General features: G+C 58.3%; 26 protein-coding genes. 9 read left to right on the forward strand and 17 right to left on the reverse strand.

Annotation, left to right across the window (positions count from 1 at the left end):
• Window positions 1-96: 96 nt before the first annotated feature.
• From PHQ58_RS15945 to PHQ58_RS15965, 5 genes are all read right to left on the reverse strand, one after another.
• On the reverse strand, window positions 97-1,179 hold the full coding sequence (locus PHQ58_RS15945) for a TRAP transporter substrate-binding protein (RefSeq protein ID WP_300112563.1): 1,083 nt from the start codon (window positions 1,177-1,179) through the stop codon (window positions 97-99).
• Window positions 1,180-1,457: 278 nt separating this feature from the next.
• Window positions 1,458-2,543: a TRAP transporter substrate-binding protein gene (locus PHQ58_RS15950; RefSeq protein WP_300112564.1), complete on the reverse strand. Its 1,086-nt coding sequence runs from the start codon at window positions 2,541-2,543 to the stop codon at window positions 1,458-1,460.
• Window positions 2,544-2,724: 181 nt separating this feature from the next.
• Window positions 2,725-4,605, reverse strand: coding sequence for a 1-deoxy-D-xylulose-5-phosphate synthase (gene dxs / locus PHQ58_RS15955; RefSeq protein WP_300112626.1), 1,881 nt, complete (start codon window positions 4,603-4,605; stop codon window positions 2,725-2,727).
• Between the two features lie 85 nt (window positions 4,606-4,690).
• A complete protein-coding gene (locus PHQ58_RS15960) occupies window positions 4,691-5,716 on the reverse strand; it encodes a polyprenyl synthetase family protein (RefSeq protein ID WP_300112566.1) in 1,026 nt (341 codons plus the stop codon).
• Complete coding sequence (locus PHQ58_RS15965) at window positions 5,701-5,934, reverse strand: exodeoxyribonuclease VII small subunit (protein ID WP_300112569.1); 234 nt, start codon at window positions 5,932-5,934, stop codon at window positions 5,701-5,703. The genes PHQ58_RS15960 and PHQ58_RS15965 overlap by 16 nt, the downstream gene beginning before the upstream one ends.
• 238 nt (window positions 5,935-6,172) lie before the next feature.
• Between PHQ58_RS15965 and PHQ58_RS15970 the strand changes: the two genes are divergently transcribed.
• The 3 genes from PHQ58_RS15970 (at window position 6,173) to PHQ58_RS15980 (ending at window position 9,130) form a co-directional block, all read left to right on the forward strand.
• A complete protein-coding gene (locus PHQ58_RS15970; RefSeq protein ID WP_300112571.1) occupies window positions 6,173-7,276 on the forward strand; it encodes an aromatic ring-hydroxylating dioxygenase subunit alpha in 1,104 nt (367 codons plus the stop codon).
• 88 nt (window positions 7,277-7,364) lie between these two features.
• The gene (locus tag PHQ58_RS15975) at window positions 7,365-8,252 is read left to right on the forward strand and encodes a DMT family transporter (RefSeq protein WP_300112573.1); all 888 of its coding nucleotides are present in this window, start codon (window positions 7,365-7,367) and stop codon (window positions 8,250-8,252) included.
• A 17-nt stretch (window positions 8,253-8,269) separates the two neighbouring features.
• Window positions 8,270-9,130 (forward strand): sulfurtransferase, encoded by an 861-nt coding sequence (locus PHQ58_RS15980; RefSeq protein ID WP_300112575.1) that lies wholly within the window; start codon window positions 8,270-8,272, stop codon window positions 9,128-9,130.
• Between the two features lie 25 nt (window positions 9,131-9,155).
• Here PHQ58_RS15980 and lysA read toward each other — a convergent pair whose 3' ends face one another.
• The gene (lysA, locus tag PHQ58_RS15985) at window positions 9,156-10,406 is read right to left on the reverse strand and encodes a diaminopimelate decarboxylase (protein WP_300112577.1); all 1,251 of its coding nucleotides are present in this window, start codon (window positions 10,404-10,406) and stop codon (window positions 9,156-9,158) included.
• Between the two features lie 81 nt (window positions 10,407-10,487).
• Between lysA and PHQ58_RS15990 the strand changes: the two genes are divergently transcribed.
• Entirely contained in the window at window positions 10,488-11,414 is a 927-nt protein-coding gene (locus tag PHQ58_RS15990) for a LysR family transcriptional regulator (protein WP_300112579.1), read from the forward strand.
• Window positions 11,415-11,447: 33 nt separating this feature from the next.
• Here the strand turns inward: PHQ58_RS15990 and PHQ58_RS15995 are convergent, their stop codons facing one another.
• Complete coding sequence (locus tag PHQ58_RS15995) at window positions 11,448-12,359, reverse strand: dienelactone hydrolase family protein (RefSeq protein ID WP_300112580.1); 912 nt, start codon at window positions 12,357-12,359, stop codon at window positions 11,448-11,450.
• Between the two features lie 266 nt (window positions 12,360-12,625).
• Here PHQ58_RS15995 and PHQ58_RS16000 point away from each other — a divergent pair, with 266 nt between their 5' ends.
• Genes PHQ58_RS16000 through PHQ58_RS16010 form a run of 3 tightly spaced genes read left to right on the forward strand, consistent with a single transcriptional unit; the run spans window position 12,626 to window position 16,410 of the window.
• Window positions 12,626-13,879 carry a 3-methyl-2-oxobutanoate dehydrogenase (2-methylpropanoyl-transferring) subunit alpha gene (locus tag PHQ58_RS16000; protein ID WP_300112581.1) on the forward strand — a complete coding sequence of 418 codons (1,254 nt, stop codon included), beginning with the start codon at window positions 12,626-12,628 and terminating at the stop codon, window positions 13,877-13,879.
• A 20-nt stretch (window positions 13,880-13,899) separates the two neighbouring features.
• Window positions 13,900-14,961 (forward strand): alpha-ketoacid dehydrogenase subunit beta, encoded by a 1,062-nt coding sequence (locus tag PHQ58_RS16005; protein WP_300112629.1) that lies wholly within the window; start codon window positions 13,900-13,902, stop codon window positions 14,959-14,961.
• 3 nt (window positions 14,962-14,964) lie between these two features.
• Entirely contained in the window at window positions 14,965-16,410 is a 1,446-nt protein-coding gene (locus tag PHQ58_RS16010) for a dihydrolipoamide acetyltransferase family protein (RefSeq protein ID WP_300112582.1), read from the forward strand.
• Window positions 16,411-16,455: 45 nt separating this feature from the next.
• Here the strand turns inward: PHQ58_RS16010 and PHQ58_RS16015 are convergent, their stop codons facing one another.
• The 7 genes from PHQ58_RS16015 to PHQ58_RS16045 are packed head-to-tail and all read right to left on the reverse strand — an operon-like array spanning window position 16,456 to window position 22,682.
• Window positions 16,456-17,544 carry a chemotaxis response regulator protein-glutamate methylesterase gene (locus tag PHQ58_RS16015; protein ID WP_300112584.1) on the reverse strand — a complete coding sequence of 363 codons (1,089 nt, stop codon included), beginning with the start codon at window positions 17,542-17,544 and terminating at the stop codon, window positions 16,456-16,458.
• A gap of 10 nt (window positions 17,545-17,554) precedes the next feature.
• Window positions 17,555-18,202 carry a chemoreceptor glutamine deamidase CheD gene (gene cheD / locus PHQ58_RS16020; RefSeq protein WP_300112586.1) on the reverse strand — a complete coding sequence of 216 codons (648 nt, stop codon included), beginning with the start codon at window positions 18,200-18,202 and terminating at the stop codon, window positions 17,555-17,557.
• Entirely contained in the window at window positions 18,189-19,052 is an 864-nt protein-coding gene (locus PHQ58_RS16025; RefSeq protein ID WP_300112588.1) for a CheR family methyltransferase, read from the reverse strand. Before PHQ58_RS16025 ends, cheD begins: the two co-directional genes overlap by 14 nt.
• Window positions 19,053-19,075: 23 nt before the next feature.
• Window positions 19,076-19,564, reverse strand: coding sequence for a chemotaxis protein CheW (locus PHQ58_RS16030; RefSeq protein ID WP_300112590.1), 489 nt, complete (start codon window positions 19,562-19,564; stop codon window positions 19,076-19,078).
• A gap of 28 nt (window positions 19,565-19,592) precedes the next feature.
• A complete protein-coding gene (locus PHQ58_RS16035; RefSeq protein ID WP_300112591.1) occupies window positions 19,593-21,791 on the reverse strand; it encodes a chemotaxis protein CheW in 2,199 nt (732 codons plus the stop codon).
• Window positions 21,792-21,839: 48 nt separating this feature from the next.
• On the reverse strand, window positions 21,840-22,202 hold the full coding sequence (locus tag PHQ58_RS16040; RefSeq protein ID WP_300112593.1) for a response regulator: 363 nt from the start codon (window positions 22,200-22,202) through the stop codon (window positions 21,840-21,842).
• A 36-nt stretch (window positions 22,203-22,238) separates the two neighbouring features.
• A complete protein-coding gene (locus tag PHQ58_RS16045; RefSeq protein WP_300112594.1) occupies window positions 22,239-22,682 on the reverse strand; it encodes a hypothetical protein in 444 nt (147 codons plus the stop codon).
• Window positions 22,683-22,755: 73 nt separating this feature from the next.
• Between PHQ58_RS16045 and PHQ58_RS16050 the strand changes: the two genes are divergently transcribed.
• Both PHQ58_RS16050 and PHQ58_RS16055 read left to right on the forward strand, forming a co-directional pair.
• Window positions 22,756-23,871, forward strand: a complete 1,116-nt coding sequence (locus PHQ58_RS16050) for a response regulator (RefSeq protein WP_300112596.1) — start codon at window positions 22,756-22,758, stop codon at window positions 23,869-23,871.
• The gene (locus PHQ58_RS16055; RefSeq protein WP_300112598.1) at window positions 23,868-24,497 is read left to right on the forward strand and encodes a response regulator transcription factor; all 630 of its coding nucleotides are present in this window, start codon (window positions 23,868-23,870) and stop codon (window positions 24,495-24,497) included. Before PHQ58_RS16050 ends, PHQ58_RS16055 begins: the two co-directional genes overlap by 4 nt.
• A 9-nt stretch (window positions 24,498-24,506) precedes the next feature.
• On the opposite strand, the gene fliR is transcribed toward PHQ58_RS16055, so the two are convergent.
• The 3 genes from fliR to fliP all read right to left on the reverse strand — a co-directional run.
• Window positions 24,507-25,274, reverse strand: a complete 768-nt coding sequence (gene fliR / locus PHQ58_RS16060) for a flagellar biosynthetic protein FliR (RefSeq protein WP_300112600.1) — start codon at window positions 25,272-25,274, stop codon at window positions 24,507-24,509.
• Window positions 25,275-25,283: 9 nt separating this feature from the next.
• The gene (gene fliQ / locus PHQ58_RS16065; RefSeq protein ID WP_300112602.1) at window positions 25,284-25,553 is read right to left on the reverse strand and encodes a flagellar biosynthesis protein FliQ; all 270 of its coding nucleotides are present in this window, start codon (window positions 25,551-25,553) and stop codon (window positions 25,284-25,286) included.
• 9 nt (window positions 25,554-25,562) lie between these two features.
• Window positions 25,563-26,161 (reverse strand): flagellar type III secretion system pore protein FliP (gene fliP / locus PHQ58_RS16070; protein ID WP_300112604.1); only part of this gene is annotated, 599 nt, incomplete at its 5' end.

Here is a 26,161-nt window from a genome sequence, read left to right on the forward strand (position 1 = left end):
TCGGGCCCTTTTCTTTTGTGCCAAACAGGCATCTTCGGGCGAAAAAAAGCCCCGATTAGTTCGGGGCTTTTCAAGCAAATCAGTGTCAGGGACTGGTTACAGCTTTTGTGACTGCATGAAGCTGTCAAACTTGGCTTCAGTGAAGCGGAACCACAGGTTTTGGTCTTTGCGGAAGGCAGAGTAGTCGTCGTACACTTTTTTCCAGTTGGGGTTTTTAGCCGCCACTTCAGCGTAAAGTGCCATGGATTCTTTGTAGGCCAAATCCAGCACGTCTTTGGGGAAAGGCAAAACCTTGACCTTTTGACCCACCAACTGCTTCAATGCAGCCGGGTTGCGGGCATCGTACTTGGCTTGCATTTCGGTGTGCGCGAAAGCAGCTGCGGCTTCAACGATGGCCTTGTTTTCTGCTGACAGGCTGTCGTAGGCTTTTTGGTTGATGAACACGTCCAACTCAGGGCCGCCTTCCCACCAGCCAGGGTAGTAGTAAAACGGCGCCACTTTATTGAAGCCCAATTTTTGGTCGTCATACGGACCCACCCACTCAGCCGCGTCAATCGTGCCTTTTTCCAGTGCCGTGTAGATTTCACCGCCCGGAATGTTTTGTGGCACACCACCCATGCGCTCAAGCACCTTGCCAGCGAAACCGCCAATGCGCATCTTCATGCCCTTGATGTCTTTGACTGACTTTATTTCCTTGCGGTACCAGCCGCCCATTTGGGCGCCCGTGTTGCCGCATGGGAAATTGACCATGTTGTACTTGGCATAGAACTCGCGCATCAGCTTGCCACCGTTGCCTTGGTACATCCAGGCGGTCATTTGGCGGCTGTTCAGGCCAAAGGGAATGGCACAGCCTATGGCGAAGGTTTCGTCCTTGCCAAAGAAGTAGTAAGGCGCTGTGTGGCACATCTCAACTGTGCCGTCTTTCACCGCATCAATCACGCCAAAAGCGGGCATCAACTCGCCACCAGCGTGAACCGTGATGGTGAACTTGCCGCCGGACATTTCGCCAACTTTTTTGGCAAAAGTTTCGGCAGCACCGTAAATGGTGTCAAGTGCCTTGGGAAAGCTCGACGCCAGGCGCCAGCGAATAGCAGCTCCTTGGGCATGCACCACGGGTGCAGCGCCTGCAGCCAGTACGCCGGCGACACCAGCATTTTTTATTACGGAACGACGATCCATCGAATTACTCCAAGAGTTATATATTGAGTAGCTCACCCCGCCGGTAAGCGGGATGATGACTTATTTGAGTCAGCGCATATTTTATGAAGCGGCACCATGGGAAAGCCTCGGGTTTTCCCTTGCGGCGTGGGGCGAACTGCAGGTAAAAAGACCACACCTCAGAGGAGAATCATTCTGCTCACATACCTTGTGAAAACAATTCAGTTCGCAAACCAAAAAAAGCCCCAAGCCGCACAAAGTCGGCTTGGGGCACTGCAGATGCCAGGCGCTCGGCGCGCTTAAATCTTGGCCGTGGTCATATAGCTGCTAAAGCGGGACTCGGAAAAACGCTCCCACAAAATTTGGTCGCGCTGAAAGGCCCGCATGTCCTGGTGAATTTTTTTGAACTCGGGTGATTTGGCTTCGTGCTCGGCAAACACCTCCATCGAAGCCTTGAAACCAGCATCCATGATTTCTTTGGAAAACGGCTTGAGTTGCGTCTTGACCGCCACCAGCTTCTTCAGGGCGATCGGGTTGAACGCATCGTACTTGGCCGTCATGTCCCGGGCCGCGACCAGAGTGGCTGCATCAACCATCGCCTGGAATTCTGGCGACAACGCCGCGTAGGCTTTGGTATTGATAAAAAATTCCAGCTCGGCGCCACCCTCCCACCAACCGGGGTAGTAATAAAACGGCGCCACCTTGTTGAAACCCAGTTTTTGATCGTCATAGGGACCAACAAACTCGGTCGCGTCGAGTGTGCCTTTTTCAAGGGCCACATACACCTCACCGGCAGGCATGTTTTGTGACACCACACCGAGTTTTTGCATGGCCTCGCCAAACAAGCCACCACCCATGCGCATCTTCAGACCTTTCAGGTCCTTCACAGTCTTGATTTCCTTGCGGTACCAGCCACCCATTTGTGTGCCGGTGTTGCCCGCGCTGCGGCTCTTGATGTTGTACTTGGCGTAGAACTCATCCATCAGCTTGCGGCCATTGCCGTGGTCCATCCAGGCATCCATCTGGCGTGCGGTCAGGCCAAATGGCACGGCGCAGCCAAAGGCAAAAATGGGGTCTTTCCCGGTGAAATAGTAAGACGCGGTCTGGGCCATCTCAACCGTGCCGTTCTGGATGCCGTCCACCACACCAAAGGCGGGCATCAACTCACCCGCAGCGTGCACCGACACCTCGAACTTGCCGCCCGACAAGGCCTTGACGGTCTTGGCAAACATCTCGGCACTGCCGTAGATGGTGTCAAGGGATTTGGGGAAACTTGACGCCAAGCGCCAACGCACATTGGCCCCCTGGGCATGTACAGCGGGTGCGACAGCAGCAGCCAGCACACCGGCTAAGCCTGCGTGCTTGATAACAGAACGGCGATCCATTGGGTTCACTCCTAAAGACGTTGATCAACACTCTCAGATGCCAGCAGATGTGGCAACAACCCTTGCGGGTCCACAGTCATTATAGGAATCGGGCAGCAAAAAATCAGGGTTTCCCCTGATCTAAATGACGGCAAACCAAGGCCGCCCGATGCGGCCATTCAAGGCAGGAGAAACTCAGAACCTAAGCGCCATGCGCAACCAGCAGCGAGGCAAACCGCAGACGCACCGCTGCTTCAATGCCCTGGGCATCGAGACCCTGCAGCACCAGCAATTTGACCGGGTCACCGTGCTCGATGAATTTATCGGGCAAGCCCAGTTGCAGCACCGGCAAGGCCAGCCCTGCAGCGGCCAGGGCTTCGAGTACGGCGCTGCCGGCACCGCCCATCACAGCCCCCTCTTCCAGCGTGACCAGGGCCTCATGGTCGGCCGCCACTTGCAGCAGCAAGTCCACATCAAGCGGCTTAGCCCAGCGCATGTTCACCACCGTGGCGCCCAACAACTCGGCCGCCTGCAGCGCCGGGTACAGCAACGTGCCAAAGGCCAAAATGGCGATGCGCTGACCGGTGCGGCGAACCTCTCCCTTGCCAAAGGGCAGCGCATCCAGTGTGCAGGTGACTGGCACACCCGCGCCCGAGCCACGCGGGTAGCGCACGGCCACCGGTGTGGACTGCGCATACGCGGTGCTGAGCAACATGCGGCACTCGTTTTCATCGGCTGGGCAGGCCACGCTGATGTTGGGAATACAACGCAAATACGGGATGTCATAAACACCCGCATGGGTGGCACCGTCGGCCCCCACCAGGCCGGCGCGGTCCAGCGCAAACACCACCGGCAGGTTCTGGATGGCCACGTCATGAATCAACTGGTCATAGGCGCGCTGCAAAAAGGTGGAGTAAATGGCCACCACCGGCTTCAGACCCTCGCAGGCCAGGCCTGCGGCAAAGGTCACCGCGTGTTGCTCGGCAATGCCCACGTCAAAGTAGCGCTCAGGAAAACGCTTGTGAAACTCGACCATTCCCGAGCCTTCGCGCATGGCCGGCGTAATGCCCACCAGCCGGTCGTCGGCCGCGGCCATGTCACACAACCAGTCGCCAAACACCTGGGTAAAGGTGGGTTTGGCGGGTGTGACGCTTTTTTGCAGGCCAATGGCCGGGTCAAACTTGCCGGGGCCGTGGTAGGCCACCGGGTCGGCCTCGGCCAGCTTGTAGCCCTGGCCTTTTTTGGTGACCACGTGCAAAAACTGCGGGCCCTTGAGGTGTTTGATGTTTTCCAACACGCTGACCAGCGTGTCCACATCGTGCCCGTCAATCGGGCCCACGTAGTTGAAACCAAACTTCTCAAATAACGTGATCGGCTTGACCATGCCTTTGGCGGATTCTTCAAAACGGCGCGCCAATTCAAGCAAGGGCGGCGCGCCCTTGAGCACGGTTTTGCTGGCGTTTTTGGCAGCGGCGTAAAACTGGCCACTCATCAGCTTGGCCAGGTAGCGGTTCAGCGCGCCCACTGGCGGGCTGATCGACATGTCGTTGTCGTTCAGAATGACCAGCAGGTTGCAGTCAGACACGCCGGCGTTGTTCATAGCCTCAAAGGCCATGCCGGCAGTCATGGCGCCGTCGCCAATCACGGCAATGGCGTGGCGGTCTTCGCCCTTGATTTTGGAAGCCATGGCCATGCCCAGCGCGGCCGAAATCGAGGTGCTGGAATGGGCTGTGCCAAAGGCGTCAAATTCGCTCTCGGCGCGCTGCGGAAAACCGCTCAGGCCACCCAACTGGCGCAAGCTGGCCATGCGGTCACGTCGCCCAGTCAAAATTTTGTGCGGGTAAGTCTGGTGGCCCACATCCCACACCACGCGGTCGTTCGGGGTGTTAAACACATAATGCAGCGCCACGGTGAGCTCGACTGTGCCCAGGTTGGAACTTAAATGCCCACCAGTCTTGGCCACGCTTTCCAGTAAATAGGCACGCAATTCGGTCGCCAAACTGCCCAATTGCTCACGCTGCAGGTGCCGCACATCAGCCGGCGTTTGGATGGTCTGCAACAGGGAATACGGGTTAGTCATCAACATATACTTTACTTTTTATAGCTACTTGCGCACTGTTTATAAGGGCTACAGGCATTTTTTACCAAAAACTTCGCGGGTTTCAACCTCAATTGGTTCGGTCAACAACCAAGGCCGCCAAGCCGCGCAAGACGCGGGTGTCAACCAAACCAGTACTGCCCAGCGCTGCCAGGGCTTGGCCATGCAGGGTTTGCGCGTAGGCACGTGCGCCAGACAGCCCCATCAAGGAAACATAAGTGGGCTTGTCTTGCTCGGCGTCTTTGCCGGCGGTTTTGCCCAAGGCGGCAGAGTCAGCGGTGACGTCCAGAATGTCGTCCACCACCTGAAACGCCAACCCAATGGCAGCCCCAAAGCTTTGCAGTGCGGCCTGGACGGCGGGCGTTGACTCGCCGCAGGCGGCGCCCATCATCACGCTGGCCTGCAAGAGCGCACCGGTCTTCAGGCGGTGCATTTCCCGCAACTGGTCTTCTGTGAGCTTCAACCCAACGCTGGCGAGGTCAATGGCCTGGCCACCGGCCATGCCCGCACAACCCGCCGCACGCGCCAGCAAGCGGCACAAATGGGCTTGTTTGGCGGACTCGATCCGGGTGCCTTCAGGGGTGAGCAACTCAAACGCCAGCGCTTGCAGGGCGTCACCGGCCAGCAGGGCACTGGCTTCGCCAAACTGCACATGCACAGTGGGCTTGCCACGGCGCAGCACATCGTTGTCCATGCACGGCATGTCGTCGTGCACCAGCGAATAGGCGTGAATCAGCTCAACCGCACAGGCGCCACGCAACGCGGCCTCGCCAGCCATGAAGCCAGACAAATCTGGATCTGCAGCACCACGGCGGGCGACTTCTTCGTCACCCTCTTCGACCGGCAGGTAGTCATGGGTCAAGCCACTGCTGACGGCCTCGAACGCCGCCAGCACCAGCAGCGGGCGCAGGCGCTTGCCGCCATCAAGCACCGCGTAGCGCATGGCGGCCATCAGGTCGGCCGGGGCATGGTGCTCCATGTCTGCTGAGGCGTCCACGCTGACCCAACGGTCCAGGGCGCGCTCGACACGATCAAGCTGGGTGGCAATCCAGCCATCTAAATCTAAAGGGGCGGGCGGGTTCAATCGGGTGTCCATGTTTTCAGGGTGCCTTGGTCCAGAACTTTGACCTGGTTTTCAACCGCTTCGAGTCGGTCGCGACAAAATTTGAGCAGCTCGGCGCCGCGTTGGTACTGGGTGAGCAATTGCTCCAGGGGCATGTCACCAGATTCGAGTCTGACCACCAGTTGTTCCAGCTCTTGCAGCGCGGCCTCGTAGCTGGCCGGCGTTGCGCTGTGTTTGGAGGCTGTAGCCATAGATCGCGATACTCCCGGGGACAAAGTCGCGATTTTAGGCGTTGCAAGCCAAGCCTTACAATCACAACCCAGGCAGCTCTCAAGGTAGCTGCCCTTCAAGCCCCTCCATGAGGGGTTTTTTGCATCTTTGAAGGACCGAGTTGTGCAAACACTGTGCAAAACCACCCCCCGTGCCCGTCACGAAAATCCCGCCCGTTTATCTGATACCCAGGCGACACCCGTCCACCAAGCGCTCGGCATGCAACTGCCGGTGAGCAGTTATTTTGATGCGGCGCTGTACCAGCGCGAGCTGCAAACCCTGTTTCAGCGGGGACCACGCTACGTGGGTCACGCCGCCAGTGTGCCCAACGTGGGCGACTACGCCACGCTGGCGCATGAGGGCGAGGGCCGCGCGTTGGTGCACACGCCCACCGGCATCGAACTGGTCTCCAATGTGTGCCGGCACCGCCAAGCCATCATGCTCAAGGGGCGCGGCTCGCTGCAAAGCGGCGCTGCAGGCAACATTGTTTGCCCAATTCACCGCTGGACTTACAGCGCGGGTGACGCCACTGGCCAAACGCCAGCGGGCAAATTGATAGGCGCGCCACACTTCTCTCATGACCCCTGCCTGAACCTGAGCAACACCCCTTTGCGCGAATGGAATGGCCTGCTGTTTGAAGACAACGGCCGCGATATTGCGGGGGATCTGGCCGCCATGGGTGAGCGCACCGCGCTTGATTTTTCAGGCTATGTGCTCGACAAAACCGAGCTGCACGAGTGCAACTACAACTGGAAGACCTTCATCGAGGTCTACCTGGAGGACTACCACGTCGGGCCATTCCACCCCGGACTGGGCCACTTTGTGACCTGTGACGACCTGCACTGGCAATTTGGCGAGCAGTTCTCGGTGCAAACCGTGGGCGTGTCCAAAGCCTTTGACAAGCCGGGCTCCCCCACCTATCAGCGCTGGCATGAGGCGCTGCTGAAGTACCGCGGCGGTACCACACCCGAGCGGGGCGCCATTTGGCTAACCTACTACCCGCACATCATGGTCGAGTGGTATCCGCATGTGCTGACCGTGTCAACGCTGCACCCGATGGGCCCCAACAAGACGCTCAACCAGGTTGAGTTTTTTTACCCGGAAGAAATCAATGCTTTTGAGCGCGAGTTTGTTGAAGCACAGCAAGCCGCCTACATGGAAACCTGCATTGAAGACGACGAAATTGGCGAGCGCATGGATGCCGGGCGCAAGGCCTTGCTGCAGCGCGGCGACAACGAGGTTGGGCCGTACCAAAGCCCAATGGAAGACGGCATGCAACATTTTCACCAGTGGTACCGTCGGCAGATGGGTGGCAAGGTGTAATGACAACCGTCAAAATACTATACTTTTAATAGCTACTAGCACTTATTTAATAAGGTCTAGAGCCCGATTATTCATATAAATAGACACCATGCAAGCGCTCTGGATGATTCTGGCTGCCTTCTTTTTTGCCACCATGGCGGTGGGCATCAAGGTGGCCTCACACAGCTTCAGCACGCCTGAACTGGTGTTTTACCGGGGGCTGGTGAGCATGATCTTCATGGCCATGGTGTTGCGCGCACGCGGCACACCGCTGGCCACACCGGTGCCATGGATGCACGCCTGGCGCACCGTGATTGGTGTGTTTTCACTGGCCACCTGGTTTTATGCCATTGCCCATTTGCCGCTGGCCACGGCCATGACACTGAATTACATGAGCGGCGTCTGGGTTGCGGCCGTTGTCGTGGGCGGCGCGCTGCTTTACGGGCAAGGTGGCCGCCAGGGTCCACTCATGGCCACAGTGCTGGCCAGTTTTGCCGGTGTGGTGATGATGCTGCGCCCCACGCTGGACCAAGACCAGTTGTTTGCCGGCCTGGTCGGGCTACTGTCTGGCATGGGGGCTGCCATGGCTTATTTGCAGGTCACGGCCCTGGGCAAGGTGGGCGAGCCCGAGAGCCGCACCGTGTTCTATTTTTCAGCGGGCACCACACTGGCCGGTCTGACGGGGGTGGCTTGGAGCGGTTTCACGCCCTGGCACCTGGTGAGCTGGCAAGCCGCTGCCTGGTTGGTTCCCATTGGCGTGCTGGCGTCCGGCGGGCAATGGTGCATGACGCGCGCCTACAGCCGTGGTGCCACCCTGCTGGTGGCCAATTTGCAATATGCCGGCATTGTGTTTGCCGCGTTTTACAGCCTGTGGCTGTTCGATGACAAGATCGCCTTGTTAGGCTGGGCCGGCATGGCGCTGATTGTGGCGAGCGGCGTGGCCGCCACCGTGCTGCGAACCCGTGCCCTGCCCAACCCGCCTGCTGAAGAACATTGACCACCTGAGGATTTTTTATGTTCACCACCCTGATTTCTGTCCCCCAACTGCAAACCCTGATGGCCAGCGGCCAACCCTTTATGGTGTTTGACTGCAGTTTCGAGTTGATGCAGCCCGATGCGGGCGATGCGCAATACCAGCAAGCGCATATTCCCGGCGCCGTGCGCGCCAACCTGGACCGACACTTGAGCGCCGCCAAAGGGGCTGCAGATGCCGCCAGCGGTGGCCGCCACCCTCTGCCCTCGCGCGAAACGTTTGCAGCCTGGCTCGCAAGCGTGGGTTTCACACCCGACATGCAGGCCGTGGTGTATGACCGCCAAGGGGCCAACTACTGCGGCCGCCTGTGGTGGATGCTGAAATGGGTGGGGCATGAAGCCAGTGCCGTGCTCGATGGTGGCCTGCAAGCCTGGCAGGCCAGCGGTGCAACTGTCGAATCTGGCATCACGCCACCACTTCATGCATCAAATTACCCTCTAGCCCCTGTATGTACTGCGCTAGTAGCTACCGAAAATATAGTAAGCAATCTGGCTCGACCAACTCAAACCATTGTTGACGCTCGCGCCAACCCACGTTTTCTCGGCGAAGTCGAGCCGCTTGACCCGGTGGCCGGCCACATTCCCGGTGCTTTGAATCGCCCATTTGGTCAAAACCTGGACGCCAACGGCTTCTTCAAAAACCCGGAAATTCTGCGGGCTGAATTTGAGACCCTGCTGGCTGGACGCGACCCCGCCACGGTGGTGCACCACTGCGGCAGCGGTGTCAGCGCGCTGCCCAACCTGATCGCCATGGAAGTGGCCGGGCTGGGCCGCACTGGGCTTTATGCTGGCAGCTGGAGCGAGTGGTGCAGCGACCCGAGCCGCCCCGTGGCGCAAGGCTGAAGGCAGTTTTCTCTTGCCGCGCTGATCAAACAGCCTCCAGCGCCAGCAACTCCGCCACCGTCTGACGCCGCCGAATGAGCCTGGACGTGCCGTTTTCCACCAGCACCTCGGGGATCAGCGGGCGGGTGTTGTAGTTTGAGGACATGGACGCGCCATAGGCCCCGGTGTCGTGCAGCACCAGCAAGTCCCCCACCTGCGCGGTGGGCAGCGGGCGCTGCAACACCACACCGCCCTCGCCTTGGGTGAACACGTCGCCCGACTCACACAGTGGGCCGCCCACCACGGTGTCTTGCAGCGCGCCAGTGACCGGGCTGCCGTCGGCGTGGATGATTTCCATGCCATGAAAGCTGCCATACATGCTGGGGCGCATCAGGTCGCTGAAACCGGCATCGACCATCACAAACGTGTTGCGACCCATCTGCTTGGTGGCGCGCACTTCAGCCAGCAGCACGCCGGATTCGGCCACCAAATAACGCCCAGGCTCGATCTCCAAGGTGACGGGGTGGCCCAACAGCGCGGCAATTTGCGAGCGCGCGCCGTCCCACAAACTGAAGTAGTGCGCGGTGTCAATCGTGGGCGCGTCAGCCTGGTACGGAATCGACAAACCACCCCCGGCCGAAATGGCCGGCAGGTCCATGCCCTGTGCTTTGACGGTTTCAACCAGCTTGACCATGGCCCCACACACTTCCTGCAGATGGGCGTAGTCCACGCCCGAGCCAATGTGCATGTGCAGGCCCACAAGCTTCAAACCGTTGGCGCGCACACGTTCGCAAGCCAGCGGCAGATCGGCATGCCAGATGCCATGTTTGCTGTGTTCGCCGCCGGTGTTGGTCTTGTTGCTGTGGCCGTGGCCAAAGCCGGGGTTGATGCGCAACCACACCGGGTGGCCGGGGCTGGCCGCGCCCAACTGATCGAGCATGTCGACCGAGCCACAGTTCACCGGCACGCCCAGCTCGGCCACACGGGCCAGGGTGGCGCGGTCGAACAAGTCAGCGGTGAAGACGATCTCGGCATGGCCGCTGTGCACACCGGGCGTGAAGCCTGCGCTCAGCGCACGCTCAATCTCACCCAGCGACACGGCATCCACCATCACGCCACAGCGCTTCATCAGCTTCAGGATGTGGGTGTTGGAGTTGGCCTTTTGGGCGAAGCGGATCACGTCAAACTGGCGCAAGTTGGCAACCTGGCGCTCAATGGTGGCTGCGTCATACACCCACAAAGGGGTGCCGTGGGTGTGGGCCAAAGTGGCCAGGGTCGATGGGTTAAAGGTGTTCATGTGCTGGATCATGCCCGGTGCCATTCATTCAATCAATGCATTTTTCTTCACACATCTATTCACTATGGATATAGTTAATGCATGCTGCACGCTACCCATCTCCCCATCACGCCGGCCCTTACCCACCGCCAGTTGGCCATGTTCCGCGCCATCATGCTGCACGGCAACTTGAGTCGCGCTGCCGAGGCGTGCGCATCAAGCCAGCCCACGCTGAGCCGCGAGTTGGCCCGACTGGAACAGCTGCTGGGCTTTGACTTGTTTGACCGCATCCGAGGCCGCCTGCGCCCCACGGTGCGGGCACTGGCGCTGATGCAGGAGGTGGAGCGCTCGTTTGTCGGGCTGGAGCAGATTGCCGCCCGCGCACAGGAACTGCGCTTGCAGGCCACCGGGCGGCTGCGGTTGGCTTGCCTGCCGGCGCTGGCCCACGCGCTGGTGCCGCGGGCGCTGGCGCACTTTGTTGCCGCCCTGCCGCAAGCCGCGGTGAGTGTCTACCCGGAAGAGTCGCCTTGGCTGGAACAGGCCATGAGCGAGCAACGCTTTGACCTGGGCCTGAGTGAAACACTTGAGGCCCCGGCCGGGGTCGAACTGCGCCCCGTCCTGCAGGTCAATGAAGTTGTGGTGCTGCCACGCGACCATGCGCTGTGCCGAAGGTCGGTGCTGACGCCGCAGGATTTTGAAGGCGAACGTTTCATCAGCCTGGCCGCAGGCGACCGCTACCGGGTTCAAATTGACCACATGTTTGCAAGCGCTCAGGTGCAGCGCCAAACCAGCCTGGAAACCGCCAGTGCGGTAGCGGTGTGCGCGATGGTGCGCCAGGGTCTGGGCGTGGCCATCGTCAACCCGCTAACGGCCATGGAACTCGCCGGCCCCGATCTGGTGGTGCGGCCTCTGAGCGTGGCAATTGCCTTTCAGGTCAGCCTGCTGCTGCCCGAGGTGGCCGCACCACACCCGTTACGCGCCGCGTTGGTCGAGGCCATTTGTGAGGCCGCCAGGCTAGCCACCCCTTAGAGCGGCCCGGGCACCTGCTGACAACGGGTCTGGTTACGCCACGCCGTGCGTCTTGAACCAGGCCAGCGCGCGCTTAAAGCCATCAGCCGCCTCGTCCTTGCGGTAACTTGGCCGGTAGTCCGCATGAAACGCGTGCGGCGCATCCTTGTAAACCACAAACTCTGACGCCTTGGCAGCGGCGTTACCCTTGGCACCGGCTTCAGCCAGCGCCTCTTTCATCTGGTTGATGGTGCTCAATGGAATGCCACCGTCTTGCCCACCGTAGAGGCCCAACACCGGCGCTTTCAACTCTGCCGCCAAATCCAGCGGATGTTTCGGTGTCAGCGCGGTTGACGTGCCCACCAAACGCCCATACCAGGCCACACCGGCTTTCACGTTTTTGCTTTGTTCAGCGTAAAGCCAGGTGATGCGCCCACCCCAGCAAAAACCGGTGATGCCGACCTTTTTCAGGTTGCCGCCGTTTTCACCGGCCCATTTGACGGCGCCATCCAGGTCACCCATGACTTGTGCATCTGGCACCTTGGACACCACCTCAGCCATCAGTTTGGCCATTTCGCCATATTGACTGGGGTCACCTTGGCGCGCATACAACTCGGGGGCAATCGCCAGGTACCCGGCTTTGGCGAAACGCAGGCAGGTGTCGGCAATGTACTCATGCACACCAAAAATTTCTGAAATCACCAGTACCACCGGCAGGTTTTTCTTGCCCGCAGGAGCCGCGTAGAAAAACGGCACCGAGAACCCTTCCACGTCGTAAATACCCTCGCCGGTGTGCAAGCCTTCGGCAGATGTCTTGATGGCGGTTTGCGCCATGATGGGCATCGCCGCAGCCGCATAACCCACGCCCAAAGCCACTTTCAGCGCGGTGCGACGACTGGCCCCATCGGCAGTGGATTGGCCTGGCAAAAGGGCGTCAAAGTCACGGGTCTGGTCTTGATTGAGCATGAAAAGTCTCCTCGGTTGAAAAAGGCAACAGCTTAACGGCCTCGTAATTCCGACGGCATTTGGGGGCTTCTCCGTAGCCCGCGGATTCAAAAAACATAAGGAAAATTTGTGGTGCCCGATTGCGTTATGCTCTGCCCCGCCTGCCAAAACGCGCGGAGATCCCGTGGCGCTGGCAGCAACTTTGGCCTAAGTGCAATACCCAATGCACAGAAGCCCTGATTCAACGTATTCTGTTGCGGACCACAAGACCGCGAGGAGACCTCTTCATGCCACAGCGCAAACCTTTGCACCTGCACGTGCCTGAGCCCACCGGGCGTCCGGGCAGTGACACTGATTTTTCTTACCTGCCCCTGTCTGCCGCCGGCGCCAAGCGCCGCCCACCGGTCGATGTGGCCGCAGCACAAACCAATGACCTGGCCTTTGCGCTGATTCGCGTGCTGGACGACGACGGCAAGGCCGTCGGCCCCTGGGCGCCACAAATGGACGTGGCCTTGATCGAGCGCGGCTTGCGGGCCATGCTGCTGACCCGCGCCTTTGACGCCCGCATGCTGATTGCCCAGCGACAAAAGAAGATGTCGTTTTACATGCAATGCCTGGGTGAAGAGGCCATTGCCTGTGCCCACGCGCTGGCCATTGGCGACGGCGACATGTGTTTTCCCACCTACCGCCAGCAAGGCTTGTTGCTGGCGCGCGTTGACAACAACATGGTGGACATGATCTGCCAGCTTTACAGCAACACCCGTGACCCCATGAAGGGGCGGCAATTGCCGGTGATGTATTCGAGCAAAAAACAAGGGTTTTTCTCCATCTCGGGCAACCTCGCCACCCAGGTGATTCAGGCCGTCGGTTGGGCCATGGCCAGTGCCATCAAGGGCGACGACAAGGTGGCATCGGCCTGGATTGGCGACGGCGCCACGGCTGAGACCGACTTTCACACCGCACTCACCTTTGCCCACGTGTACCGGGCGCCGGTGATCATCAATGTGGTCAACAACCAATGGGCCATTTCCACCTTTCAGGCGATTGCCGGTGGTGAAGGCACCACGTTTGCGGCACGCGGCGTGGGCAACGGCATTGCCTCGTTGCGGGTCGATGGCAATGATTTTCTGGCCTGTTATGCCGCCTCCCAATGGGCGCTAGAGCGTGCCCGGTCAAACTACGGCCCAACCTTGATCGAGTGGGTCACTTACCGCGCCGGCCCGCATTCCACCTCGGACGACCCCACCAAATACCGCCCCGCCAACGACGCCGCGCGCTTTCCGCTGGGTGACCCGATTGAGCGCCTGAAAAAGCATTTGATCGGGTTGGGGGCGTGGTCTGACGCCGCCCACATCGCAGCACAAAAGGAGGCCGAGGCTGCGGTGTTGGCCGCGCAGAAAGAGGCAGAAAAATTCGGCACCCTGGCTGACAGCCACGCGCTTGATGTGGCCGACATGTTTGAGGATGTCTACAAAGACATGCCGACCCACCTGCGCCAACAGCGCCAGCAGCAGCAAGAACAACAAGCCCACGGAGCCTGACCATGACGAACACCCAAACCATGCGCACCAGCGCAACGCAGGGCGGCGCAGAGCCAGGCACCGGAGCCACATCGCCCATGACCATGATCCAGGCCCTGCGCTCGGCGATGGACGTGATGCTCGCGCGTGACCCGAATGTGGTCGTTTACGGCCAGGACGTGGGCTACTTTGGCGGCGTCTTTCGCTGCACCGAAGGGCTGCAGAAAAAATACGGCAACCAGCGCGTGTTTGACGCCCCCATCTCTGAGGGCGGCATCGTTGGCACGGCGGTCGGCATGGGCGCCTATGGCTTGCGCCCGGTGGTGGAAATCCAGTTTGCAGACTACGTGTACCCGGCCACGGACCAGATCGTGTCAGAGGCGGCACGCCTGCGCTACCGTTCGGCAGGCGACTTCACTTGCCCGTTGACCATCCGCATGCCGTGTGGTGGCGGCATTTACGGTGGCCAAACGCACAGCCAGAGCCCTGAGGCCATGTTCACCCAGGTATGCGGTCTACGCACCGTGATGCCGTCGAACCCGTATGACGCCAAGGGGCTGTTGATTGCCTCGATTGAAAACGATGACCCCGTCATTTTTCTGGAGCCCAAGCGCCTGTACAACGGCCCGTTTGACGGCCACCATGAGCGCCCGGTGGTGCCCTGGAGCAAACACCCGCTGGGCAATGTGCCCGAAGGCTACTACACCGTGCCGCTGGACAGCGCCCGCGTCACCCGGCCCGGCAACGCAGTCACCGTGATTGCCTACGGCACCATGGTGCATGTGGCGGAAGCGGCGGCCGTCGAGTCTGGCTTAGATGCCGAAATCATCGACTTGCGAAGCCTGTGGCCGCTGGACCTGGAGACACTCGTGACCTCGGTGAAGAAGACTGGCCGCTGCGTCATCGTGCATGAGGCCACGCGCACCAACGGTCTGGGCGCCGAGCTCTCAAGCCTGATTCAGGAGCATTGCTTCTACCATTTAGAGGCGCCCATCGAGCGCGTCACGGGTTGGGACACGCCTTACCCGCATGCCCAGGAGTGGGCGTATTTTCCGGGGCCAGCGCGCGTGGCGGCTGCTTTCAAACGTGTGATGGAGGCTTAAATCATGACCATTCAAAGCATCAAAATGCCCGATATCGGCGAAGGCATTGCCGAAGTCGAAGTGGTGGCCTGGCGTGTGCAGGTGGGCGATGTGGTGGCAGAAGACCAGATTCTGGCCGACGTGATGACCGACAAGGCCACGGTAGAAATCCCGTCCCATGTGGCGGGCACCGTGGTGTCACTGGACGCAGTGGTGGGTCAGGTTGTGGCGGTTGGCACACCTATTATTCATATAGAACAGGCCATAGACCACGTAAATATTGCGCAAGCAGCTATAAAAATAAAAGCAGAAGCAAAGGAAGTCCCAGACGCCAGGTCAACTGAGCCAATAGCGCCGCAAGACGCCCAACCCAAACCCCAGCGCCAACCCAACGCGCGCAGTGGTGACGGCCGTGACAGCGACAGTGACGTGGCGACAAGTCTTAAGCCTGCGGCTGCTGTGCCCCCACTAGCACAGCGGTTGCTGGCCGATGGGTCCCCATTGGCAGGCACAGCATCGCGCCCGATCGCGTCACCCGCCGTGCGACGACGCGCCTGGGAACTGGGCATTGACTTGGCACAGGTGCCGGCCAGCGGCCCGGCCGGACGCATCTTCCAGGCGGATCTGGCAGCACTCACCCCAGCCAATGCGGCAGGCACAGCGCCAGCCCAAGCGCCCATCAAATCCGAGGCGGCATCAACACGACCCCAAGCACCCATCAGCTCTGAAATAAATAGCTACTCACGCAATCAGGACGAGCGCTACAGGCCATTAGAGGCACAAGAAGTGATTCCTGTGATTGGCCTGCGGCGCAAGATCGCGCAAAAGATGCAGGATGCCAAACGTCGCATTCCGCATTTCACCTACGTGGAAGAAATTGACGTGACCGAGCTGGAAGACCTGCGCGCCCGCCTCAACACGCAATACGGCCAGGCGCGCGGGCGGCTCACCGTGCTACCGTTTCTGATGCGCGCCATGGTGCTGGCCGTGCGCGACCACCCAGAGGTGAACGCCCGCTATGACGACGATGCGGGCGTGGTGACGCGTTTTGCCGCCGTGCACCTCGGCTTGGCCACACAAACCGCAGGCGGCCTGATGGTGCCAGTGATTCGCCATGCTGAAACGCTGGATTTGTGGGCAGCGGCAAGCGCCGTGCTGAAGGTGAGCGACGCCGCCCGCAACGGCAAAGCGACCCGTGACGACCTGAGTGGCTCCACCCTCACCCTGACCAGCCTGGGTGCACTGGGCGGCATTGTCAGCACGCCGGTCATCAACCACCCTGAAGTGGCCATTGTGGGCACCAACCGCATCGTCGAGCGGCCCATGATCAAAGGCGGGCTGGTGGTGGCGCGCAAGATGATGAACCTGTCAAGCTCGTTTGATCACCGCGTGGTCGATGGCATGCACGCCGCTGAATTTATTCAGCAAATGCGCGGTTATCTGGAGTGCCCGGGCACGCTGCTGGTGTGAATTTTTGCAGCGGCTTGGTGCGGTCTCACGGCGCTTTGGCGCGGTCTAAACCCGAAAACGATCAGCGCTGGCGTTCAGTTTGGCGATCAGCGCGCCGGCAATATCGCCCAGCGGCAGCACCTCATCTGCGGCGCCGTGGGCAATGGCTTCTTTGGGCATGCCAAACACCACGCACGAGGCTTCATCTTGAACAAAGTTGTAGCTGCCAGCGTCTTTCATCTCTTTCATGGCCCGGGCACCATCATTGCCCATGCCGGTCAGCATGATGCCAAAGGCGTTGCGCCCGGCAACCTTTGCACCCGATTTGAACAACACCTCGACCGAGGGTTTGTGGCGATTGACCGGCTCACCATCATCAACCACCGCCACATAATTTGCACCACTGCGATCCACCCTGAACTGTTTGCCACCCGGCGCCAAGTAGGCATGCCCGGGCAATATCCGTTCGCCGTTGACAGCCTCGCGCACCGATATCCGACACAGGCTATCGAGCCTAGCGGCAAAACTGGTGGTGAAACCAGGCGGCATGTGCTGGGTGATGACAATGGCCGGAAAGTCGGCGGGTAGCTTGACCAGCACCTCCTTGATCGCCTCGGTACCACCGGTCGAAGCCCCGATAAAGACGATTTTTTCGGTCGAGATTCGCCCGGACAAGGTGGCGGTTGGCCGCTCAACGACCTGCCGGCCGCTTGTGTCCTGAACCCGCGCAGTGGCAGGCACGGTGCGCTTGATGTGTGCGCCAGCAGCAATGCGAATTTTTTCGACAATTTGGGTCGACAACTCACTCAAGCCATCGGACACGCCAATGCGCGGTTTTGAGACAAAGTCAACGGCACCAAGCTCCAGCGCCTTCATGGTGACTTCGGCGCCACGCTCGGTCAGCGTTGAAATCATCACCACGGGCATCGGGCGCAGACGCATCAGGCGGCCCAAAAAATCAATGCCGTCCATGCGTGGCATTTCAATGTCCAGGGTGAGTACATCAGGGTTGAGCTCCCGAATCATCTCCCGCGCAATCAGTGGGTCATTGGCCGCGCCGACACACTCCATGTCTGCTTGACGATTGATGATGCCAGCCAACAGGCTACGCACCAGCGCCGAATCGTCCACCACAACCACGCGTATTTTCTTCAATTCCCAATCCTCAAAACAAATCTACCGAGCCACCAGAGGTCGATTTGGCGACCGACAGTGCATTGCCCTTGCGCTCCTCCACCACCAAGCTCTCCGGGTGTGAATGCGCCAGCCGCTTCACCAATGCTTTTCCGGTGACCGGAAAAAAACAGACTTTTCTTGGGTGAATGTCAAGCACATCTTGCGACACCACCGGGATTCGCTCTGTCGCGAGGTAGTCAAGCACAAACTTGGTGTTTCGTTCACCCACGTTCATAGTCGTAAAACCTGCCATCACCTGGGCGCCACCAAACACCTTGGCCTGCATCGACTCACGACGCGCGCCAAGTTTGAGCATTTGGTTGATCAACAATTCCATCGCATAGGACCCGTAGCGCCCGCCCCCGTCGGCACTGTCACCGTCAGGCAACATGAAATGGTTCATGCCTCCGGCCCGCACACGCCCATCCCAAAGGCAGGCCGAGATACAAGACCCCAGCACGGTCATGATCATGATGTCTTCACTGGCCACAAAATACTCACCAGGCAACACTTTGACAGCGTCGTACTGAAAGTGGTGGTCGCTGTAAAAAAAAGAGGCCTCTCCCGGGTTGCGCGGCAACGACTTGAAATGGTCAATTCTTGACACCCGAGCGCTGACAACTCTAGCGACGCTCATAGACAGTTTTCCCCTTCAATACAAACAGATCGCGCGACTCACTGAAGTTCTCCGCATGTCCGACAAACAGCAAGCCACCCGGCACCATCACCCGATGAATGCGCTCCAGCACCTTGCGTTGTGTCGGTGCATCAAAGTAAATCATCACGTTGCGACAAAACACCACGTCAAAAGGCTCGCGAAATGGCCAGTCGTCACGCACCAGGTTGACCATGATGAATTCCACTAGGCGCTGCAGTTCCGGCTTGATCCTGACCATGCCACTGTTGCCTGCCTTGCCGCGCAAGAAAAATTTTTGAAATTGACTCTCACTGACATTTTTCAAGTTTTCATGGCGATACACACCTTGAGCCGCAGTCGCCAACACCTTGGAATCGATGTCACTGGCCATGAGCTTGAGTTGCGGATTTGCGCCCAATGCTTCAATGGCTGTCATGAGAATGGAATAGGGCTCCTCACCGGTCGAGGCCGCGCTACACCAGACACGCCAGGCGCCATGCGAGCGGTTGGATTTCAGGAGTTCATTGAAAATTTCAAAATGGTGGTGCTCGCGAAAAAAAGAGGTCAGGTTGGTGGTGAGCGCGTTCACGAACTCTTGCCACTCCGGGCCATCGTTGTTCTCAAGCCAACTCAAATAGGCCTTGAAACTTTGGTGCCCGGTGTCGCGCAAACGCCTGGAAAGCCGGCTGTACACCATGGCATGCTTGCCATCGTGCAAACTGATGCCAGCGCGTTGGTAGATCAGCGTCTGCACCCGGTCAAAGTCTGCATCGGTCCAGGCAAACTCGCGCCCTTGAACATCAGGCGTGCCAGCGTCCTGCTGAAACTGGCCTGGTTGAAAAACTGCCATCTGAATCTATAGCCTGCGACGCGTCAGCTCAGATCAGAGACCAACCCCATGTCAACCGTTGACATCAATTTTTCAATATCAAGTAAGATCAACATCCGGTCTCCCAGCGAACCCAGTCCGATCACGGAGTCGCTGTCAATCACGCTGTCAACATCGGGCGCAGCCCGCAAGTTTTCCTGTGCCAGCTCCATGACGTCGCTGACCGAGTCCACCACGATCCCGACAATGCGGTGGTGCAGGTTAAGAATGATGACAACAGTGAAAGAGTCGTACTCGGCGCTGGCGCAATTGAACTTCAGCCGCATGTCGACAATCGGCACAATCGTTCCGCGCAAATTGACCACACCCTTAATGAAGTGTGGCGCATTGGCGATGCGTGTGGGGGGCTCGTAGCCGCGAATTTCCTGCACCTTCAAGATATCGATGCCGTATTCTTCACGGCCCAACCTGAAGGTCAGGTATTCACGCGCACCAACCGCCACTGAATCATTCATTTTTTCAATCGCACTCATCTTGTTTCTCCTGAATCGACCCAATGCCTCAATGGCGTGAACGGCGAACCAACGCACCCGTGTCGAGAATCAGCGCCACCTTGCCATCGCCAAGAATGGTCGCGCCCGACACGTTGGGTACCTTGCGGTAGTTGGATTCAAGATTCTTCACAACCACTTGTTGCTGCCCCAGCAACTCATCGACCAACAGCACCACGCGACTGCCCTCAGCCTCGATCACCACCATGATGTCACTGGTTTTTTCCATGTCGAACCGTGGCACCTGAAAGACTTTCTCAAGTTCAATCACGGGCATATACTCGTCGCGCACTTTGACCAACTGTGACCCCTGGCCCACGGTGCTAACCGCGCCCGACTTCACCTGGAAGGATTCCACCACGGACGAAAGCGGCAAGATATAAACCTCGTTGCCGACGCCCACCGACATGCCATCCATGATGGCCAAGGTCAGGGGCAAGCGCACTGACACCTTCATGCCGTAACCTTCAACCGATTCAATGTCGACCGTACCGTTAAGCGAGGTGATGTTGCGTTTCACGACATCCATGCCGACACCGCGCCCAGATACATCAGTCACCACTTCTGCGGTTGAAAAACCAGGCGCAAAAATCAACTGCCAGACTTCACCATCTGTCATGGTGTCTGACACGTCCAAACCCTTTTCCCTGGCCTTCGCCAGAATCTTCTCACGCGACATGCCACGACCATCGTCGCGTACCTCGATCACGATCGAGCCACCCTGGTGCGCCGCCGACAAAGTAATCTTGCCGGATTCCGGTTTGCCAGCGCGGATCCGGTCGGCCGGCATTTCAATACCATGGTCACAACTGTTGCGCACCAAGTGGGTCAGCGGATCTGTGATCTTTTCAACCAGGCCCTTGTCCAGCTCGGTTGCCTCGCCCAGAGTTACAAAATCGACCTTTTTGCCCAGTTTGCCAGCAAGATCCCGCAACATGCGTGGGAACCGGCTGAACACAATGGACATGGGAATCATGCGGATCGACATCACCGACTCTTGCAAGTCACGGGTGTTTCGATCCAGATCTGTCAAACCAGTCAGCAGCTGTTGGTACAGCGCCGGGTCAAGCGCCCGGCTGTTTTGCGCCAACATCGCCTGTGTGATCACCAGTTCACCGACCAGATTGATCAACTGATCAACTTTGCTGATCGCCACACGAATCGTGGCGGCTTCAGGTTGCGCAGCGGCTGCCCCAGCAGGTTTGGCCGCGACTTTGGCAACGGCCGCAACCATTTGACTGACGGGCTGCGCATCTTCACTGTGCTCAGCTTCAGCGGAGACCAAGGCACCTGGGGCACCTGGGGCACCGTCAAAAAATCCAAAATCAGAAGCCGCGTGCGTTGCATCAGTGGCAGGCACTGGAGGCGCGGCAGCTTCAGCTTCAGCTTCTACCTGGGCTTGCGCGACCTCGCTGCCGCTTGCCAAATTAACGTCTTTTTCCTGGATGACAACTTGCTCGCGCGACACATGAAAAGCGAACAAGTCCAGCAAATCGTCGTTGGTTGACGTCGTCGTGACTTCAAACTGGCGACTGCCACCAGGCACCACTGGCAAAGCCTTGATCTCACCCAAACCTGGGATGTCACGAAACAGCTCCATCAACGAATCAGCTTGATCCTGACGCTCCATTTGACTGATGGTGATGTCTAGGTGGCGTACACCGCTGGCCACAACGATGCCGACCGGTGCCTGTGCTGCCGGCTGAACAATAACAGCTGGCTTGGGCGCTGCCGCAGCGACTTGTTGAGGCGCTGCAACAGGGGGCGGGGCCGCAGCAAGCGCTTCACCCGCAACCAAAGCGCGTATTCTGCGAACCAGCTCGCCAGTGGGCGGGCCCTCGCCCGTATCGCCGGCCTGATGGCGCGCCAACAGACCGCGCGATGCATCTGCTGACTCCAGCAATACATCCACCATGGCTGGATTGGGCTGCAATTCATGCCGACGCAAACGGTCAAGCAATGACTCCATCTGATGCGTCAATTCGGCCACGTCCGAAAAGCCAAATGTGGCTGCACCACCCTTGACCGAGTGGGCGCAGCGAAAGATGCCATTGAGCTCTTCGTCGTCTGCCGTTTCCAGATTCAAATTGAGCAGCATTTGCTCCATCAAATCCAGGTTTTCTCCGGCTTCCTCGAAGAATATCTGATAAAACTGACTCAAGTCAAAGTCAGCCCCGGAACCACCCGCATCTTGATGCACTTCAGCCATGACTATCTCCTGGTATCTTTATTAGATCGGTTGTTAAATCAACGCAATTTATTTGACGACTTTTTTGATCACTTCAATCAAGCGTGCCGGGTCAAACGGTTTCACCAACCAACCCGTTGCACCGGCGGCCCGCCCAGCTTGCTTCATGAGGTCACTGGACTCAGTGGTCAACATCAGAATGGGGATCGATTTGAATTGGGGATGCTCGCGCAACTTACGGGTTAGCCCCAAACCATCAAGACGCGGCATGTTCTGGTCAGTCAACACCAGATCAAAAGTCTGCGCCTGCGCCTTCTCAAAGGCATCAACACCATCCACAGCCTCCACCACCTGATAACCGGCACCCGTCAACGTGAATGACACCATCTTGCGCATCGACGGCGAGTCATCAACAGTGAGTATTAAAGGCATGAAAAACTCCGACTATTTCCATCTGTCACCAGATATTTAAAAAAGCTCAATCGATCCGGCCTGCATTTCATCCTGTGTGACAGGATTGGGGCGGTCGGGGACGTCTTCAACAAAAGGTACGGCTTCTCCGTCTTCATAACCCATGGCATCAGATGCCAGACGGTAGGCGCAGCCTTGAAGAATCTTTGACGTGTGAACAATCAGCTGCGAGGCCATGTCCTGAAACTGCAACTCAGTCACCGCTGCGCGCAAGGCAGATCGCACACCTTCAAGCTCTTTGACCGCCACCAGCGCAGGATCAGCAAGATCGGCACTGGCACTGGTGAAGCGCTGCATCAGGTTTTCCATCGCGTGCGCCAGCAACCCATCAAGTCGATTCAAGTCATGCACGACGACCAGCAACGAGTCTTGCACCTCAGCCACCAGCATCACAGGCAGCTCAACCGTCGGAACTAAAAATGGCGTTTGATCAGGCGACATGGCCAATAGACTCTCCTGTGCTCACATTGCAAACCAGAACCCCTTACTATCACAGACAATCATAGCGCCAAATATGACGAACCACCCCCCAAACCCCACCCCCTTGCGCATTTTGCATCTGGAGGATTCACCCCTTGATCATGCCTTGGTCAAGCGTGAACTGCAGCGCTCGGGTGGCGTCACAGAGGTCGAACGTGTCGATACTTTGGATGCCTTTGCTCAGGCACTTGAACAATGCACGTTCGATGTCATTCTGGCTGATTACCGGCTGCCCGGATTCACTGCGCTGGATGCTTGGCAAGTCATGCAGCAAAAGCAACTGAAAACGCCTGTCGTCTTGCTGTCCGGCGCCATTGGCGAGTCAGCGGCCGTCGCCGCCATCAAGGTCGGCATCAGCGACTACCTACCCAAAGAAGATATCGGCAAACTCGGGCGAGTTCTGGAACGCGCCATTGAAATGCATCGCATCCAGCTTGAAAAAGAAGCCGCCGATGTTGAACTTGCGCAGTCCGAAAAACGTCTGGCCAGTTTTGCCGAGTATTTGCAAAGCACCATCGAGAAAGAGCGCGCAGCCATTGCCCGCGAAATCCACGATGACATTGGTGGCTCACTGGCCGCCGTGCGTTTTGACCTGTCATGGATCTCGCGACACAGCTCAGACCCAGCCACCCAGTCCCACCTGAGTGCCGCCAGTGACATGCTGACGCATGCGCTTGAGGCCAGCCAGCGCATCATGATGAATTTGCGCCCTGCCGTGCTGGATCAAGGATTGGTCGCGGCCGTCAATTGGCTTGCCACCAGTTTTACCAAACGCACAGGCCTGCCCGCGACCGTGCGCGCGCCACAAAAAATTGAAGGTCTCCCCAAGTCGGTGCAACTCACGGCCTATCGCACCACACAGGAAGCATTGACCAACATTGGCAAGTACGCTCAATGCACACAGGTCAAGATTGAACTATCAGATGCGGAAGGCGTGTTGACACTGGAGGTCACGGATGACGGGCTGGGCATCACCAGCGAGGACCTTGCCAAGGCGAGCTCGTTTGGTATTCGCGGCCTGAAAGAGAGGGCGCGCACCGTAGGCGGATGGTTGGATGTAAGCTCTCAGCCGGGGCATGGCACTGCCATTATTCTTTCTGTTCCACTCACAAAATCAACGGCTTATGACACAGGAGACTCTGACACATGATTCGCGTGATACTTTGTGATGACCACGCCATGGTGCGTCGTGGCATTCGCGACACACTGGCGGAGGCGGTTGACATTCAGGTCACGGCTGAAGCCGGGAGCTACGCCGAGGTTCGCGAAGCCATGCGATCCCACGCCTGCGATGTGCTTGTGCTCGACATCAACTTGCCGGGCCGTGGGGGCCTTGAGGTGCTGTCTAGCCTGCGCGAAACAGACTCTCCCATCAAGGTGCTAATGGTTTCGATGTTTCCTGAAGACCAGTATGCGATTCGGTGTCTGAAAGCAGGCGCGCAAGGCTATTTGAACAAGGCCGGTGATCCGGCCGACCTGATCGCGGCGGTTCGCACGGTGGCACAAGGGCGCAAATACGTCACCCCAGGGGTGGCGCAAATGCTGGTAGACAACCTGAGCGCACCCGAGAACACCAGCCTGCATGCCTGCCTGTCAGAACGCGAGCTACAAACCTTGTTAAAAATTGCTTCTGGAAAGCGGCTTTCAGACATTGCTGAAGAGCTTATGTTGAGCCCCAAAACTGTCAGCGTGTACCGCTCACGCGTGCTAGAAAAACTCAAACTGACCAACAATTCCGAGCTGACGGTTTACGCCATTCGCAACGACTTGGTCTGAACCGAGCGTTTATCTGGGCGAAAAGATGTCGATGGCGCGCCCCATCAAAGCCAGAAATGGCTGGTCCAGCATCGGCAACGTGGCGGCCATGCCAACCAAACCAACGGTGAGCGTGATCGGGAAACCAATCGCATAAATGTTCATTTGCGGAGCCACGCGCGACACAATGCCCAGTGCCAAATTGGCAAACATCAACATACCCACCATCGGCAACGCCATCCACAGGCCACTGGCAAAAAGGTCTGTGCCCAGGTTGTAAATTTTCATCTGCTTGAGCGACTCCAGAAAATTCTGGTCGACTGGAAATGCGGTAAAGCTTGTAATGACCGTCATCAGCACCATCACATGGCCGCCCATGACAACAAACATCAACATCGCCATTTGCCCAAAAAAACGGGCCACCGCACTGGATTGGCCGCCCATGGAGGGGTCAAAAAATGACGCAAAACCCAAGCCCATCTGAAAACCAACCACTTCGCCTGCCAATTCAACGGCGGCAAACACGACCCTGATGGCAAATCCGATGGCCAACCCGACGCCGACCTGCTGCAGCACCGCACCAAACGCTCCCGGGTCATTGATGTTGACCATCGGCTGGCCCGCCAATGTTGGCTGCGCAGCCAATGCCACAAAAAAGGCCAGCGCAATCCGGACCCGCACGGGCACCGCTTTGGACGAAAAAACCGGGGCCGACGTGAACAGCGCCAGGGTGCGCAGGAAAGGCCAGATCAGCGGCGACAGCCAGGCCGTGAGTTGCGCTTCAGAGAACGTGATCACGGCAAAGGCTCACATCACCGCAGCGGGAATGGCCTCGATGGTGCGCCGAATGTAGTCCACCAATGAAGCCAGCATCCATGGTCCGGCCAACGCAAATACGGCAATGGCTGCGATCAGTTTAGGAACAAATGCCAGAGTCGCCTCGTTGATTTGCGTCACCGCCTGAAACAAGCTGATCAACAAGCCTACGACCAGCACCACCCCCAACACCGGGGCTGAGATCATCAACAGCATCCACAAGGCTTCCTGCCCCATGCTCAACACCAATTGCGAATTCATTGGTCCACCTCAGGTCACAAAACTGGCCGCAAGCGAACCCAGCAACAGATTCCAGCCATCGGCCAACACAAAAATCATAAGTTTGAAGGGCAACGCCACCAGCACCGGCGACAACATCATCATGCCCAGGGACATCAAAATACTGGCTACCACAATGTCAATCACCAAAAAGGGGATAAAGATCATGAACCCGATCTGAAAGGCCGACTTGAGTTCGCTGGTGACAAAGGCCGGAATCAGCACCCGCATCGGGGCGTTTGCCGCCGTGGTTGCAACATCAAGCTTGGCAAGTTTCACAAACAAGGCCAAGTCGGATTGGCGTGTCTGCTTGCTCATGAACTGGCGCATGGGCGCTTCCGCTTTTACCAACGCCTGATCAAACGGCAGCGTGTTGTTGCTGTAGGGCAAATAAGCATCTTCATAGACCTTATCCAGCGTTGGCCCCATGACGAAGAGCGTCAAAAACAATGACAAACCCACCACCACCTGATTGGGTGGGACCGCCTGCGTACCAATCGCCTGCCGCATCAATGACAGCACAATCACAATCCGTGTGAACCCAGTCATCATGAGCAAAATGGCCGGTAAAAACGACAATGCCGTGAAAA

Origin of the sequence: Rhodoferax sp. (assembly GCF_028688795.1) — a bacterium.
Classification (GTDB): Bacteria; Pseudomonadota; Gammaproteobacteria; order Burkholderiales; family Burkholderiaceae_C; genus Rhodoferax.

Bases quoted from the DNA above. Each gene is read 5' to 3' on its own strand.
- PHQ58_RS15945 (WP_300112563.1), bottom strand. From the start codon at position 1,179: ATGGATCGTCGTTCCGTAATAAAAAATGCTGGTGTCGCCGGCGTACTG.
- PHQ58_RS15950 (WP_300112564.1), bottom strand. From the start codon at position 2,543: ATGGATCGCCGTTCTGTTATCAAGCACGCAGGCTTAGCCGGTGTGCTG.
- PHQ58_RS15960 (WP_300112566.1), bottom strand. From the start codon at position 5,716: ATGGACACCCGATTGAACCCGCCCGCCCCTTTAGATTTAGATGGCTGG.
- PHQ58_RS15965 (WP_300112569.1), bottom strand. From the start codon at position 5,934: ATGGCTACAGCCTCCAAACACAGCGCAACGCCGGCCAGCTACGAGGCC.
- PHQ58_RS15970 (WP_300112571.1), top strand. From the start codon at position 6,173: ATGCAACTGCCGGTGAGCAGTTATTTTGATGCGGCGCTGTACCAGCGC.
- PHQ58_RS15975 (WP_300112573.1), top strand. From the start codon at position 7,365: ATGCAAGCGCTCTGGATGATTCTGGCTGCCTTCTTTTTTGCCACCATG.
- PHQ58_RS15980 (WP_300112575.1), top strand. From the start codon at position 8,270: ATGTTCACCACCCTGATTTCTGTCCCCCAACTGCAAACCCTGATGGCC.
- lysA (WP_300112577.1), bottom strand. From the start codon at position 10,406: ATGAACACCTTTAACCCATCGACCCTGGCCACTTTGGCCCACACCCAC.
- PHQ58_RS15990 (WP_300112579.1), top strand. From the start codon at position 10,488: ATGCTGCACGCTACCCATCTCCCCATCACGCCGGCCCTTACCCACCGC.
- PHQ58_RS15995 (WP_300112580.1), bottom strand. From the start codon at position 12,359: ATGCTCAATCAAGACCAGACCCGTGACTTTGACGCCCTTTTGCCAGGC.
- PHQ58_RS16000 (WP_300112581.1), top strand. From the start codon at position 12,626: ATGCCACAGCGCAAACCTTTGCACCTGCACGTGCCTGAGCCCACCGGG.
- PHQ58_RS16005 (WP_300112629.1), top strand. From the start codon at position 13,900: ATGCGCACCAGCGCAACGCAGGGCGGCGCAGAGCCAGGCACCGGAGCC.
- PHQ58_RS16010 (WP_300112582.1), top strand. From the start codon at position 14,965: ATGACCATTCAAAGCATCAAAATGCCCGATATCGGCGAAGGCATTGCC.
- cheD (WP_300112586.1), bottom strand. From the start codon at position 18,202: ATGAGCGTCGCTAGAGTTGTCAGCGCTCGGGTGTCAAGAATTGACCAT.
- PHQ58_RS16025 (WP_300112588.1), bottom strand. From the start codon at position 19,052: ATGGCAGTTTTTCAACCAGGCCAGTTTCAGCAGGACGCTGGCACGCCT.
- PHQ58_RS16030 (WP_300112590.1), bottom strand. From the start codon at position 19,564: ATGAGTGCGATTGAAAAAATGAATGATTCAGTGGCGGTTGGTGCGCGT.
- PHQ58_RS16035 (WP_300112591.1), bottom strand. From the start codon at position 21,791: ATGGCTGAAGTGCATCAAGATGCGGGTGGTTCCGGGGCTGACTTTGAC.
- PHQ58_RS16040 (WP_300112593.1), bottom strand. From the start codon at position 22,202: ATGCCTTTAATACTCACTGTTGATGACTCGCCGTCGATGCGCAAGATG.
- PHQ58_RS16045 (WP_300112594.1), bottom strand. From the start codon at position 22,682: ATGTCGCCTGATCAAACGCCATTTTTAGTTCCGACGGTTGAGCTGCCT.
- PHQ58_RS16050 (WP_300112596.1), top strand. From the start codon at position 22,756: ATGACGAACCACCCCCCAAACCCCACCCCCTTGCGCATTTTGCATCTG.
- PHQ58_RS16055 (WP_300112598.1), top strand. From the start codon at position 23,868: ATGATTCGCGTGATACTTTGTGATGACCACGCCATGGTGCGTCGTGGC.
- fliQ (WP_300112602.1), bottom strand. From the start codon at position 25,553: ATGAATTCGCAATTGGTGTTGAGCATGGGGCAGGAAGCCTTGTGGATG.